Genomic DNA, 11,978 nt, shown 5'->3' on the forward strand with positions numbered 1-11,978 from the left:
TTCTCCATGTCGGGCAACACGTTCGGCCACCTGTTTCGCGTCACGTCGTTCGGCGAATCGCACGGCCCGGCGATCGGCTGCGTGGTCGACGGCTGCCCGCCCGGACTCGAACTCGACGCGGCGGCGATCCAGCACGACCTCGACCGCCGCCGGCCCGGCACGTCGCGTCATGTCACGCAGCGGCGCGAGCCCGACACGGTCGAGATCCTCTCCGGCGTGTTCGAGGGCCGAACGACCGGAACGCCGATCGCGCTCCTCATCCGCAACCAGGACGCGCGCAGCGGCGACTACGCGTCGATCGCGCAGACGTTTCGTCCCGGCCACGCCGACTACACCTATTGGCAGAAGTACGGCATACGCGACCACCGCGGCGGCGGTCGGGCGTCGGCGCGCGAGACCGCGGTGCGCGTCGCCGCGGGGGCGATCGCGCGCAAGTGGCTCGCGGAGCGGCACGGCGTGACGGTGCGCGGCTCGATCGTCCAGATCGGGGAACGCGCGATCCCGTTCGAAGGTTACGAGCATGTCGACCGCAACCCGTTCTTCGCGGCGAACGCGTCGATGATCGGCGAACTCGAGGCGGCGATGGACCGCCTGCGCGCCTCGGGCGACTCGTGCGGCGCGAAGGTGCGCGTGGTCGCGAGCGGCGTTCCGGTCGGCTGGGGCGAGCCGGTCTACGGCAGGCTCGACGCCGACCTCGCTTCGGCGATGATGGGCATCAACGCGGTGAAGGGCGTCGAGATCGGCGCGGGCTTCGCGTCGGTCGGGCAGAAGGGCACCGAGCACTCCGACGAGATGACGCCCGAGGGCTTCGCGACCAACCACGCCGGCGGGATCCTGGGCGGCATCTCGACCGGCCAGGACGTCGTCGTCACGATCGCGGTCAAGCCGACCTCGTCGATCCGTCTCGACCGCCACTCGATCGACAAGGCGGGTCGCCCGGTCGTCGTGAACACGCACGGCCGCCACGATCCCTGCGTCGGCATCCGCGCGACGCCGATCGCCGAGGCGATGCTCGCGCTCGTGCTGATCGACCACGCGCTGCGCCACCGGGCGCAGTGCGCCGACGTCGTCACCTCGACGCCGCGCATCGCCGCGCAGGCGCCCGCGGAGGCGATCGCGAAGCTGCGCGCTGCGGCGAGCGTCGACGACCCCGAGCCCGACGAGGCGTAGCGCATCCCCGCGACGTCGGCGCCGCGAGCGGTGGCGCGGATCCGCAACGCGACGGCCGGGACCGTCCGGACGCATCCCGCGGCCCGCGCCGCTCCGACCTGCGGCTAGTTCGCGTCCGAGCTCCTGGTGTCGTCCACCACCGCCCGCGCGCCCCCGCGCGCGAGCGCGATGTCGATGCGTTCGCCGCGCGAGAGCGTCGCCGCGTCCTGCACGACGCGACCGTCGGACGCGGTGACGATCGCGTAGCCGCGTTCGAGCACGGCCGACGGATTGAGGTGCGCGAGGCTCTGCGCGAGCGCTCCGACCCGGCTCGCCGCGGTGTCGCGCCAGGCCCGACCGGAGCGCTGCCAGCGCTCGGTCATCGAGGCGAGCGCCTGGCGCTGCGGCAACGGTCGCCCGAACTCGCGCGACAGACGCAACGCGGCGCCCTCGGCGAGCGAGGCGGAGGCGGCGTGCACGCGCCGCGCCGCGCCCGCGAGGCGGGCAGCGAGTTCGGCCAGGCGCTCGCGCTGCGCATCGAGGCGCGAGCGCGGATGCACGAGGCCGCGCGCGGCGAGGTCGACGCGCTGCGAGCGCGCCGACAGCGCGTGGCGGCCGGCGCGCGCGAGGCGGCCCGCGAGACCTCCCACGGCGAGGGCGATCGCCTCGCCGTCGGGCGCGACGATCGCGGCGGCGCCGGTCGGCGTGGGCGCGCGCAGGTCCGCCACGAAGTCGCAGATCGTGAAGTCGGTCTCGTGGCCGACCGCGGAGACGACCGGCAGCCGCGACTCGAACACCGCACGCGCGACGCTCTCCTCGTTGAACGCCCACAGATCCTCGATCGATCCGCCGCCGCGTCCGACGATCAGGAGATCGACCTCGGCGCGCGCGTTCGCGGTGCGGATCGCCTCCGCGATGCGCTCGGCGGCGCCGTCGCCCTGGACCGGCGACGGATAGAGCACGATGCGCAGTGCGGGCCAGCGCGCCGCGAACGTCGTGAGCATGTCGTGCAGCGCGGCGCCCTGCGGCGAGGTGACGAGGCCGACCGCCCGCGGAAACGGCGGCAGCGCGCGCTTGCGGCCCGCGGCGAACCATCCGGCGGCCTCGAGCTTCGCCTTGAGCCGCTCGAACTGCTCGTGCAGCGTGCCGCGGCCGGCGAGCCTGACGGCATCGACGACGAGCTGGAAGTCGCCGCGCGCCTCGTAGAGGGTCGGCGTCGCGCGCACCTCGACCGCCATGCCGTCGGCGAGGCGCAGGTCGAGGAGCTGGGCCTTCTGGCGCCAGAGCACGCATCGGACCTGCGCTTGCGCGTCCTTGAGCGTGAAGTAGCAATGGCCCGAGGCGGCACGCAGGAACCCCGACACCTCGCCGCTCACCCAGGCGAGGCCGAGGGTGCGTTCGATGGCGAGTCGCGCGGCTGCAACGAAGCGTCCCACCGGGATCGCCGAGGTCCCGGATGGCCCGGAACGGGGAAGCGTCATGTCGGAAGCGACGGCAGGTGGAGGAACTCGGGGCGCACCATGTTCGCGCGTGATGAAATGTCCAGGACGACGCCAGGTCGCCGCATCGACAGGGCGATCATGTCATCGCGCATGCCTCGGGTGGAAGACCGCGAGGACGCTCCGCCGGACGCGCAGCGCAACCCATTGACGCGCCGGGGCTTTCCTGCGGCGCATCTTTGGGCATCGCAGATGTTTCGCAATCGGCGGCGGTACTTAGCGCGCGAATGTACAAGATATGCACACCGGTATCCACAGGATTTGTGGACAACGCGATGCGGGCGTTCGCGCGCGCACGCCCGAACGCGTTGTCCGGCGCGCGATTCCGAGGCGGTCCCTCGGGCACCCCGTACGCGCGGCGCGCCGGGGGGGTGCGGGCGCCGGTTAGAATGATCGTCGAAGCCGGATTGTTCATGGACAAGTCGATCCGAACCGGACATCCCCCTGCAACCGCCGCAACGGCGGTGCGCGACGGCACGTCGGCCGCGCCCAACTTCCTGCGCGCACAGATCGCGCAGGACCAGCGCTCGGGCAAGTACGGCGGGCGCGTCGTCACCCGCTTCCCGCCCGAGCCCAACGGCTACCTGCACTACGGCCACGCGAAGTCGATCGCGCTCAACTTCGGGCTCGCCGTCGAGAACGGCGGCACCTGCCACCTGCGTTTCGACGACACCAATCCGTTGAAGGAGGACGTCGAGTACGAGGATTCGATCGCCGACGCGGTGCGCTGGCTGGGCTACGACTGGGGCTCGCACCGCTACCACGCGTCGGACTACTACGACCGCCTGTACGCGTTCGCCGAGTGGTTCGTCGAGCAGGGCGAAGCCTACGTCGACAGCCAGTCGGCCGACGAGATGCGGAGGAGCCGCGGCACGCTGACCGAGCCCGGCCGCGAGAGCCCCTACCGGTCGCGCACGCCCTCCGAGAACCTCGACCTGCTGCGCCGCATGCGCGCGGGCGAGTTCCCGGACGGCGCGCACGTGCTGCGCCTGAAGATCGACATGGCGAGCCCGAACGTCAACCTCCGGGACCCGGCGATCTACCGGATCCGCCACGCGCCGCACCACCGCACCGGCGACCGGTGGTGCATCTACCCGCTCTACGACTACACGCACGCGATCAGCGACGCGCTCGAACGCATCACGCATTCGATCTGCACGCTCGAGTTCCAGGACCATCGTCCGCTCTACGACTGGGTCATCGGCAAGCTCGCCGACGGCGGGCTGCTCGAGCGGCCGTTGCCGCAGCAGTACGAGTTCGCGCGGCTCAACCTCACCTACGTCGTCCTCTCGAAGCGCAGGCTGATCCAGCTCGTCGACGGCGGTCACGTCGACGGCTGGGACGACCCGCGAATGCCGACGCTCGTCGGCGCCCGACGGAGGGGCTTCACGCCGGGCGGCTTCAAGCTGTTCGCGGAGCGCATCGGCGTCTCGAAATCCGACTCGTGGATCGACATGAGTCTCCTCGAGCAGGCGATGCGCGACGATCTGAACGAGAGCGCGGAGCGCCGCATCGCGGTGCTCGATCCGCTGAAGCTCGTGATCGACAACTTCCCGGACGGCGCCTTCGAGACCTGCCTCGCGCCGAACCACCCGCAGAAGCCGGAACTCGGGCAGCGTGAGCGGCGCTTCGGCCGCGAGTTGTGGATCGAGCGCGACGATTTCGCCGAGTCCCCGCCGAAGGGCTACTTCCGGCTCACGCCGGGAGCCGAGGTCCGGCTGCGTTACGCGTTCGTCGTGCGCTGCACCGGCGTCGAGAAGGACGCGTCCGGCAACCCGGTGGTCGTCCACTGCACCTACGATCCGGACACCCGGAGCGGCACGCCCGGCGCCGAATCGCGCAAGGTGAAGGGCAACATCCACTGGCTCGCGGTCGACGACGCGGTCGAAGCCGAGGTCCGCCTGTACGACCGCCTGTTCAAGGTGCCCTTCCCGGGGGCGCGCCATCCGTTCGGACGAAGCGGCGCCACCGACGAGCCGGCACCGGTGCATGCGATCGCGGTCGCGGGCGACGACGATGCCGATGCGGAAGCCGCCGAGCGCGACTACCGGGACGACCTCAATCCGGACTCGAAGCGCGTGATCCGCGCGCTCGTCGAGCCCGCGCTCGCGACCGCCGGCCGCGAGGAGCGGTTCCAGTTCGAGCGGCACGGCTACTTCGTCGCCGACCTCGCCGACCACGCGCCGGGCCGGCCGGTCTTCAACCGGGCCGTCACGCTGCGCGACTCCTGGGGCAAGGCCTCCGGTCCGGCGCGGTAAGGCGGACGCGTTCAGGGGTCAGTTGACAGTTGACAGTTGACAGGCGCGGCGGTGTCTACGGGGGCGGCGCATTGAGCGCCGATGCGGGGTCCGGGCAAGCCGGGGTTCCGCCCGACCGGCCGCGGTTGATCCTCGTAGCGCAGCCCCCGGTCGGTCGCGATGGTCGATGTGCCTGTCTGCCCCAGGCCCGCCCCATGAGAACCCCGCAACGGCGCTCAATGCGCCGCCACCGTAGACACTGCCACCTCTGTCCCCTGTCCTCTGACTCCTGACTCCTGACTCCTGCTGCTAGACTTGCAACCCCTCCACCGACCCCCACCTGTGGACGCACCATGAAACGCATCGTGCTCTTCCTCGTCACCAACATCGCCGTCCTGGTGGTGCTGTCGATCGTGCTGCGCCTGTTCGGCCTCGACCGCGCGATGCATTCGCAGACCGGCCTCGACTACGGCGGCCTGCTCGCGTTCTCCGCGGTCGTCGGATTCACCGGCGCGATCATCTCGCTCCTCATGTCGAAGTCGATGGCCAAGTGGTCGACCGGCGCGCGCGTGATCGACACGCCGCAGAACCAGGCGGAGGCCTGGCTCGTCGAGACGGTGCGCAAGCTCGCCGCCACCGCCGGCATCGGGATGCCGGAGGTCGCGATCTACGAAGGGGAGCCCAACGCGTTCGCGACCGGCGCGTTCAAGAATTCCGCGCTGGTCGCGGTTTCGACCGGGCTCCTGCAATCGATGAACAAGGAGGAAGTCGAGGCGGTGCTCGGCCACGAGGTCGCGCACGTCGCGAACGGCGACATGGTCACGCTCACGCTGATCCAGGGCGTGGTGAACACCTTCGTCGTGTTCCTGTCGCGCATCGTCGGCACGATCGTCGACCGCGCGATCTTCAAGACCGAGCGCGGTACCGGGCCCGGCTACTTCATCACCGTGATCGTGTGCCAGATCGTGTTCGGCATCCTCGCGTCGATCGTCGTCGCGTGGTTCTCGCGCCAGCGCGAGTTCCGCGCCGACGCGGGCGCCGCGAAGTACCTCGGCACGCCGATGCCGATGGTCAACGCGCTGAAGCGCCTCGGCGGCCTCGAGCCGGGCGCGCTGCCGCAGTCGATGCAGGCCTCGGGGATCACCGACAAGCCGGGCTGGGCGGCGCTCTTCTCGACGCACCCGCCGATCGAGACGCGCATCGCCGCGCTGCAGGGTCGCGCTGCCTGACCGGCGGGGGCCGAGAGGCCAATCCGCCGAAGCGGGCGTTCGGGCACCGCCGATCGACGACCGCCCGAAGGGTTCCGGCGCCCTCGCCGTCGGGGTATCGGTAGAATGGGCGGATCTCGGATCGTGGGCGAGCGTGGAACTCGTGCGCCCCCTAACGGTCAGTCGTCCATCGTCAAGCGGGGAGTAGTGTCCGTGTCTCATCCAACGATCAGCATCGCGCTCCTGGCCGTGGCCTTCGCGGCGCCCTGCGCCGTGCTCGCGCAGAACCTGCCGCCCGCCGCGGCAGGCGCTCCGGCCACCACGGCGACGCCCGCCCTCGGGGCAGGCGCCGGGTCGCCGGAGGCGCAGCCGGGCGCGCCCGGCCAGCGAGCCAATCCCCCCGGCCTCACGCCGACGACGCCGCCTCCGCTGCGCTACGACAGCAACGGCAACCCGCTGCCACCCGACCAACCCAAGCGCGGACGACGCGGCGGAAACTTCATGCCCGCGAACCCCGACGCGACGCCGATCCTGCCGGGTCAGTCGCCTTCCGCTTCCTCGAACGCGGCCCGCGGGACGAATGCTTCCACGGGAGGAAGCGGCGGTGGCGCGAAGCCGCGGCCGCACGGCGGCGGGATGCAGCGGGCGTTCTCGAGCTTCCAGACCAAAGAAGAGTTGGCCGCCTATCGCGAGAAGGTCCGGGCGATCAAGACCGTCTCCGAGTGCAAGACCTTGATGGAATCGACGCGCAAGGCGCTCGAACCCAAGGCCAAGGAGCAGAACAAGACGATCGACGTCGACATCGACAAGATCTGCAATACCGGCAAGGAGCGCGGAAGGCTCACCGGCTGAGCGCCCCGGCGACCCGGGCGAGGCGATCCGCGGCTTCGCGGATCGTCCGCCCGTCCCGCGCCCCGCGCGTGGATCCCGGAAAGACGACGGCCGGCGCATGCGGAGCGATCCGCCTGCGCCGGCCGTCGATTCGGGCGACTGGAGAGGGTGCCTTACTTCAGGTGATTCGAGATGAGCTTGGTCATCTCGAACATCGTGACCTTCGCCTTGCCCAGGACCGCCTTCAGCTTCTCGTCGGCGTTGATCATGCGCCGGTTGACGGCGTCCTGGAGCTTGTTCTTCTTGATGTAGTCCCACACTTTCTTCGTGACCTCGGTGCGCGGCAGCGAGGCATTGCCGACGATCGCGGCGAGCGACGCGGACGGCGTCATCGCCTTCATGAACGCGGCGTTCGGCTTGCGCTTCGCGCCAGCCTTCTTGGCCTTCCTGGCCGGCGCCTTCTTCACGGGAGCTTTCTTCGCGGGAGCTTTCTTCGCCGGGGCCTTCTTGGCGGGCTTCCTGGCGGCGGGCTTCTTGGCGGCTTTCTTCGCGGCTTTCTTGGCAGTAGCCATGGTTCTCCTTCCTGTCATCGTGGGCGAGCGGACGGTGCCGATCACACTGAAGCGGCCCTCCTGTCATGGGAACCCCGCTCCATCGGCGGCGACTATACCGCATTTTCGCTGGGCGCAAGCGGGTTTTTCATAGGGAGAATCACGCTTCGCCGCGGTGGTGGCGCGCGCACAACGCGCCGTGGGGCGACGGCGCTCCGCCGGAGTGGCGGAACGAAGACGCGCCTCGGCGCCGACGCGGGTCGCGCGGCCGCCGATGCCCGGGGCGTACCGCGGGCGCAGCGGATCGCGACGAGCCCGGTGGAGGTGTCGGCACGGCTGCGCCCGGCGTCGAACGCCGTCCGGGGAGGCCGATGCGTCGCGGTGCTAGAATCCGCGGGTCGCCGTCGCATGGAATCGAGCGTCGACATCGGGCGCACATCCGCTCCGGTGCCACGCGTTCGCTCGGGACGGCGCCGGCCCACGATGGATCTCGCGAGCCTCCGGCAAGAGTACCTGCGCGCGTCGCTCGACGCGTCCGACGTCGACCCCGACCCGTTCCGGCAGTTCGCGCGCTGGTTCGGCGACGCGCGCGCCGCGAAGCTCCCCGAAACCAATGCGATGACGCTCGCGACCGTCGGCGCGGACGGCCGTCCGTCCGCGCGCATCGTTCTGCTGAAGGGCGTGAGCGGGCGCGGTTTCACGTTCTTCACCAACCTCCGCTCGCGCAAGGGCCGCGAACTCGAGCACCGCCCGTACGCGGCGCTTCTCTTCCACTGGATCGACCTCGAGCGGCAGGTGCGCATCGAAGGCGCGATCGAGCGCGTGCCGGACGACGAGGCCGATACGTATTTCGCGAGCCGTCCGCGCCTCTCGCGCGTCGGCGCCTGGGCGTCCCCGCAGAGCGACGCGATTCCCGACCGTGATTGGCTCGTGCGCGCGTTCGAGGACGCGGACCGGCGCTTCCTCGCCGAGGATGCCGAGCGCGTGCCGCGACCGGCGCACTGGGGCGGCTACTGCGTGCTGCCCTCCGGCTTCGAGTTCTGGCAGGGACGGGCCTCGCGCCTGCACGACCGCATCGCGTATCGGCGGGAGGGCGACCGCTGGGCGCGCGTGCGCCTCGCGCCGTGAGCGGCGCGCGCGAGCGACGACGGCTCTTCGCGGCGCTCATCGCGCTCGGCATCGCGAACCACACGGTGCTCGCGGGCGCGCGCGTCGCGGTGTCGCTCGAGGCGCTCGCGCACGGCGCTACTCCGGCGACGGTGGGCACGCTGATGGCGCTGTTCGCGCTGCTGCCGATGCTGCTCGGCCTGTGGGTCGGCCGCTTCTCCGACCGCTTCAACTGCCGCGTGCCGATGATCGCCGGCTGCATCGGGCTCGTCGTCGCGACCGTGCTTCCGGCGCTCGTCCCCGGGTACCCGGCGCTGTACGTCGCCGCGACGCTGGTCGGGTTCTCGTCGATCGTGTTCCAGGTGGCGCTGCAGCACGTGACCGGCGAACTCGGCGAACCCGCCAAGCGCGCGAAGCGCTTCGCGCTCGTGGCGCTCGCCTATTCGGTGTCGGGCATGCTGGGTCCGCTCGTCGCCGGATTCGCGATCGACCACATGGGATTCCGGGCGACGTTCGCGCTGCTCGCGCTGATTCCGATCGGGCCGCTCGCGATCCTCGCGTCGAAGCGCCTCGCGCTCCCCGGGCCGATCGCGCACGACGTCCACGCGCATCGGCACGGCGCGTTCGACCTCGTGCGCCGGCCGGCGATGCGCCGCATTCTCGCGATCAACGCGCTGTTCGCGATCGGCTGGGATCTCCACACGGTGTTCCTGCCGATCGTCGGCGCGAACATCGGGCTGTCGGCGAGCGAGATCGGCTCGGTGATCGCGTTGTTCGGCCTCGCGACCTTCGTGGTGCGCTTCGCGATGCCCTGGGTAGCGTCACGGGTCTCGGAGACGAGCGTGCTCGCCGGGGCGCTGTTCGTCGCGGCGGCCGCCTACGCCGGATTCCCGTTCGCGACCGGGGCGCCGACGCTCGCGGCGCTGTCGTTCACGCTCGGGCTGGGTCTGGGCAGCGGGCAGCCGATGGTGATGGCGCTGCTGGCCGCGCGGGCGCCGCCCGGCCGCATGGGCGAAGCGGCGGGTCTGCGCATGTCGCTCGTGCAGACCTCGGCGGTCGCGGTGCCGCTCGCGTTCGGCGCGATCGGTTCGACGCTCGGGCTCTTTCCGGTGTTCTGGGGCATCGGCGCGCTGCTCCTGGGCGGCAGCGTCGTCGCCCGACGGGGAGCGTAACGCCGGCTACCGCTTCAGGCGCTCGATGAACTGCTTGCGGAACTTCGCGACTTTCGGCGCGACGACGCCCATGCAGTACGGCTGCCGCGGGTTCTGCGCGAAGTAGTCCTGGTGGTAGACCTCGGCCGGCCAGAACGTCGCGGCGCCGGCGATCTCGGTCACGATCGGCCCCGGCCAGAGCTTCCTCGCGTCGAGTTCGCGCACCACCTCCTCGGCGATGCGCCGCTGTCCGGGCGACTGCGCGAAGATCACCGAACGGTACTGCGTGCCGACGTCGGGGCCCTGTCGATCCTTCGTCGTCGGGTCGTGGATCGCGAAGAACACGCCCAGGAGGTCGCGGAACGCGAGCGCCGACGGGTCGAAGGTCACGCGCACGACCTCGGCGTGTCCGGTGCGTCCGCTGCACACCTCCTCGTAGCCCGGATTCGCGGTGGCGCCCCCCGCGTAGCCCGACTCGACGCGCGCGACGCCCGCGAGCTCGCGGAACACGGCGTCGAGGCACCAGAAGCATCCGCCGCCGAGCACGGCGATCTCGGGATCCGTTGGGTTCATCGCTTCCTCCTGACGATGCGGCCATGCTACGCCCGCCGGCTCGAAGGCGGCACGTCGCGGGTGAACGCGGGGCCGGACGCGGTCGCGGCGACCGCGCGCGGGATCGGCCGCGCGATAATGCGCGGAACGACCCGACCCGGTCGCGACGCCCGCCATGATCGCCTTCCTCCGCCGCATCGTCTCGCGCCTGCAGGGCGTCGGCGTCTCCTCCACGGCCGCGAGCCTCGCGTTCACGACACTGCTCGCGCTCGTTCCGGTCGCGACGGTGACCTTCGCGGTCGTCGCGCAGTTCCCGGTGTTCCGCGATGCGCTGTCCGCCCTCGAAGGCTGGGTGCTGGCCGCCTTCGCGCCGGGCGGGGCGCAGGGCGTGGTGCGCAACGCGATCGTCGGCTTCGCGGAGCAGGCGTCGCGGCTGCAGGCGCTGACGGTCACCTTCATCGCGGTGACCGCGGCGCTCCTCGTCGCGACGATCGAGCGGGAGTTCAACGCGATCTTCGGCGTCAGACGCCGCCGCCCGTTCGCGCGCCGCGTCGCCACGATCGTGCTGGGCGTGACGCTGGGGCCGATCGCGGCCGGACTGTCGGTGTCGGCCACGACCTGGCTCGTCGCGCAGTCGTTCGACGTGGTGCCGGTCGACGCGTCGGTCGTGCGGACGGCGAGTTCGTGGCTGCCCGGCGCGATCGGCGCCGTGGCGTTCACGCTCGCCTACCGGATCGTGCCCTACTGCGACGTGCGCTGGCGCCATGCCATCGTCGGCGGCGTGCTCGCGGCCGCGGGCATCGAAGTCGCGAAGGCGGTGTTCGCCTGGTACGTCGTGAACGTGCCGACCCACCGGCAGGTCTACGGCGCGCTCGCGGTGCTGCCGCTCTTCATGCTCTGGGTCTACGTGTGCTGGTACGTCGTGCTCGTCGGCGCCGCGGTGGTCGCGGCGTTGACGCCGGGAAGCCCCCGGGGAGCCTTCCGGTGAACTCCGGAAGCCGCCGGAGCGTTCGCCTTGCCGAAACGGGCGCCGGAAGCTACAGTCCGCCCGACCTCGCTCCCGGGAGAATCGCAACGTGTGGTCGTTGATCCAGGCGGCCGGCTGGCCCATCTGGCCGCTGCTCGCGGCATCCGTCATCGCGCTCGCGCTGATCTTCGAGCGCATCTACAGCCTTCGCCAGCGCGTCGTCGCGCCGCCCGGCCTCGTCGACCAGGTGCTGCTCGAATTCCGCCAGACCGGCGCGACGCCCGAACTGCTCGCGAAGACCGCGCGCAGTTCGCCGCTCGGCCGCCTGCTCGCGGCCGGGCTCGCCAACGTCAAGAGCCCGCGGCCGGTGATGAAGGAGGCGATCGAGGAGGTCGGGCGCGTCGTGGTCCACGAACTGGACCGCTTCCTGACCTCGCTCGGCACCATCGCCGCGATGGCGCCGCTGATGGGCCTGTTCGGCACCGTGGTCGGCATGATCGAGATCTTCGGTTCGCAGGGACCGACCGGGAACAACCCGATCCAGCTCGCGCACGGCATCTCGATCGCGCTCTACAACACCGCGTTCGGCATCGCGCTCGCGATCCCGACCATGATCTTCTACCGCCACTTCCGCGCGAAGGTCGACGCGCTGGTGATCGAGATGGAACAGCAGGCGACCAAGCTCGTCGACCTCGCGCACGGCGAGCGTGCGTGACGCGGGAGCGC

General features: G+C 71.1%; 11 protein-coding genes. 8 read left to right on the plus strand and 3 right to left on the minus strand.

Translation table 11 applies throughout. The features are described 5' to 3' along the window. Window positions 1-6: 6 nt before the first annotated feature. The gene (aroC, locus tag HS109_09360; GenBank protein MBE7522578.1) at window positions 7-1,170 is read left to right on the plus strand and encodes a chorismate synthase; all 1,164 of its coding nucleotides are present in this window, start codon (window positions 7-9) and stop codon (window positions 1,168-1,170) included. 104 nt (window positions 1,171-1,274) lie between these two features. Here aroC and HS109_09365 read toward each other — a convergent pair whose 3' ends face one another. Beyond that, on the minus strand, window positions 1,275-2,630 hold the full coding sequence (locus tag HS109_09365; GenBank protein MBE7522579.1) for an exodeoxyribonuclease VII large subunit: 1,356 nt from the start codon (window positions 2,628-2,630) through the stop codon (window positions 1,275-1,277). A gap of 431 nt (window positions 2,631-3,061) precedes the next feature. Between HS109_09365 and HS109_09370 the strand changes: the two genes are divergently transcribed. The 3 genes from HS109_09370 (at window position 3,062) to HS109_09380 (ending at window position 6,945) form a co-directional block, all read left to right on the plus strand. Continuing rightward, window positions 3,062-4,906, plus strand: a complete 1,845-nt coding sequence (locus HS109_09370; protein ID MBE7522580.1) for a glutamine--tRNA ligase/YqeY domain fusion protein — start codon at window positions 3,062-3,064, stop codon at window positions 4,904-4,906. A gap of 332 nt (window positions 4,907-5,238) precedes the next feature. After that, window positions 5,239-6,114, plus strand: coding sequence for a protease HtpX (gene htpX / locus HS109_09375; GenBank protein ID MBE7522581.1), 876 nt, complete (start codon window positions 5,239-5,241; stop codon window positions 6,112-6,114). 123 nt (window positions 6,115-6,237) lie between these two features. Next, window positions 6,238-6,945 (plus strand): hypothetical protein, encoded by a 708-nt coding sequence (locus HS109_09380; protein MBE7522582.1) that lies wholly within the window; start codon window positions 6,238-6,240, stop codon window positions 6,943-6,945. A 152-nt stretch (window positions 6,946-7,097) separates the two neighbouring features. Here HS109_09380 and HS109_09385 read toward each other — a convergent pair whose 3' ends face one another. Further along, window positions 7,098-7,496 carry a hypothetical protein gene (locus HS109_09385; protein ID MBE7522583.1) on the minus strand — a complete coding sequence of 133 codons (399 nt, stop codon included), beginning with the start codon at window positions 7,494-7,496 and terminating at the stop codon, window positions 7,098-7,100. A gap of 462 nt (window positions 7,497-7,958) precedes the next feature. On the opposite strand from HS109_09385, the gene pdxH reads away from it, so the two are divergent. Together pdxH and HS109_09395 are read left to right on the plus strand one after the other, a co-directional pair. After that, window positions 7,959-8,603 (plus strand): pyridoxamine 5'-phosphate oxidase, encoded by a 645-nt coding sequence (gene pdxH / locus HS109_09390; protein ID MBE7522584.1) that lies wholly within the window; start codon window positions 7,959-7,961, stop codon window positions 8,601-8,603. Next, on the plus strand, window positions 8,600-9,754 hold the full coding sequence (locus HS109_09395; protein MBE7522585.1) for an MFS transporter: 1,155 nt from the start codon (window positions 8,600-8,602) through the stop codon (window positions 9,752-9,754). Before pdxH ends, HS109_09395 begins: the two co-directional genes overlap by 4 nt. A gap of 6 nt (window positions 9,755-9,760) precedes the next feature. Here HS109_09395 and msrA read toward each other — a convergent pair whose 3' ends face one another. Then, the gene (gene msrA / locus HS109_09400; protein MBE7522586.1) at window positions 9,761-10,306 is read right to left on the minus strand and encodes a peptide-methionine (S)-S-oxide reductase MsrA; all 546 of its coding nucleotides are present in this window, start codon (window positions 10,304-10,306) and stop codon (window positions 9,761-9,763) included. Window positions 10,307-10,460: 154 nt separating this feature from the next. Here msrA and HS109_09405 point away from each other — a divergent pair, with 154 nt between their 5' ends. Next, window positions 10,461-11,273 carry a YihY family inner membrane protein gene (locus HS109_09405; protein ID MBE7522587.1) on the plus strand — a complete coding sequence of 271 codons (813 nt, stop codon included), beginning with the start codon at window positions 10,461-10,463 and terminating at the stop codon, window positions 11,271-11,273. Between the two features lie 88 nt (window positions 11,274-11,361). Beyond that, entirely contained in the window at window positions 11,362-11,967 is a 606-nt protein-coding gene (locus HS109_09410; protein ID MBE7522588.1) for a MotA/TolQ/ExbB proton channel family protein, read from the plus strand. The last annotated feature ends 11 nt before the right edge of the window (window positions 11,968-11,978 follow it).

Source organism: Burkholderiales bacterium (genome assembly GCA_015075645.1).
Taxonomy (GTDB): domain Bacteria; phylum Pseudomonadota; class Gammaproteobacteria; order Burkholderiales; family Casimicrobiaceae; genus VBCG01.

What these genes read in the sequence shown, in the direction of transcription:
- pdxH (MBE7522584.1), top strand. Translation starts at nt 7,959, where the DNA reads ATGGATCTCGCGAGCCTCCGGCAAGAGTACCTGCGCGCGTCGCTCGAC.
- aroC (MBE7522578.1), top strand. Translation starts at nt 7, where the DNA reads ATGTCGGGCAACACGTTCGGCCACCTGTTTCGCGTCACGTCGTTCGGC.
- HS109_09385 (MBE7522583.1), bottom strand. Translation starts at nt 7,496, where the DNA reads ATGGCTACTGCCAAGAAAGCCGCGAAGAAAGCCGCCAAGAAGCCCGCC.
- htpX (MBE7522581.1), top strand. Translation starts at nt 5,239, where the DNA reads ATGAAACGCATCGTGCTCTTCCTCGTCACCAACATCGCCGTCCTGGTG.
- HS109_09405 (MBE7522587.1), top strand. Translation starts at nt 10,461, where the DNA reads ATGATCGCCTTCCTCCGCCGCATCGTCTCGCGCCTGCAGGGCGTCGGC.
- HS109_09365 (MBE7522579.1), bottom strand. Translation starts at nt 2,630, where the DNA reads ATGACGCTTCCCCGTTCCGGGCCATCCGGGACCTCGGCGATCCCGGTG.
- msrA (MBE7522586.1), bottom strand. Translation starts at nt 10,306, where the DNA reads ATGAACCCAACGGATCCCGAGATCGCCGTGCTCGGCGGCGGATGCTTC.
- HS109_09370 (MBE7522580.1), top strand. Translation starts at nt 3,062, where the DNA reads ATGGACAAGTCGATCCGAACCGGACATCCCCCTGCAACCGCCGCAACG.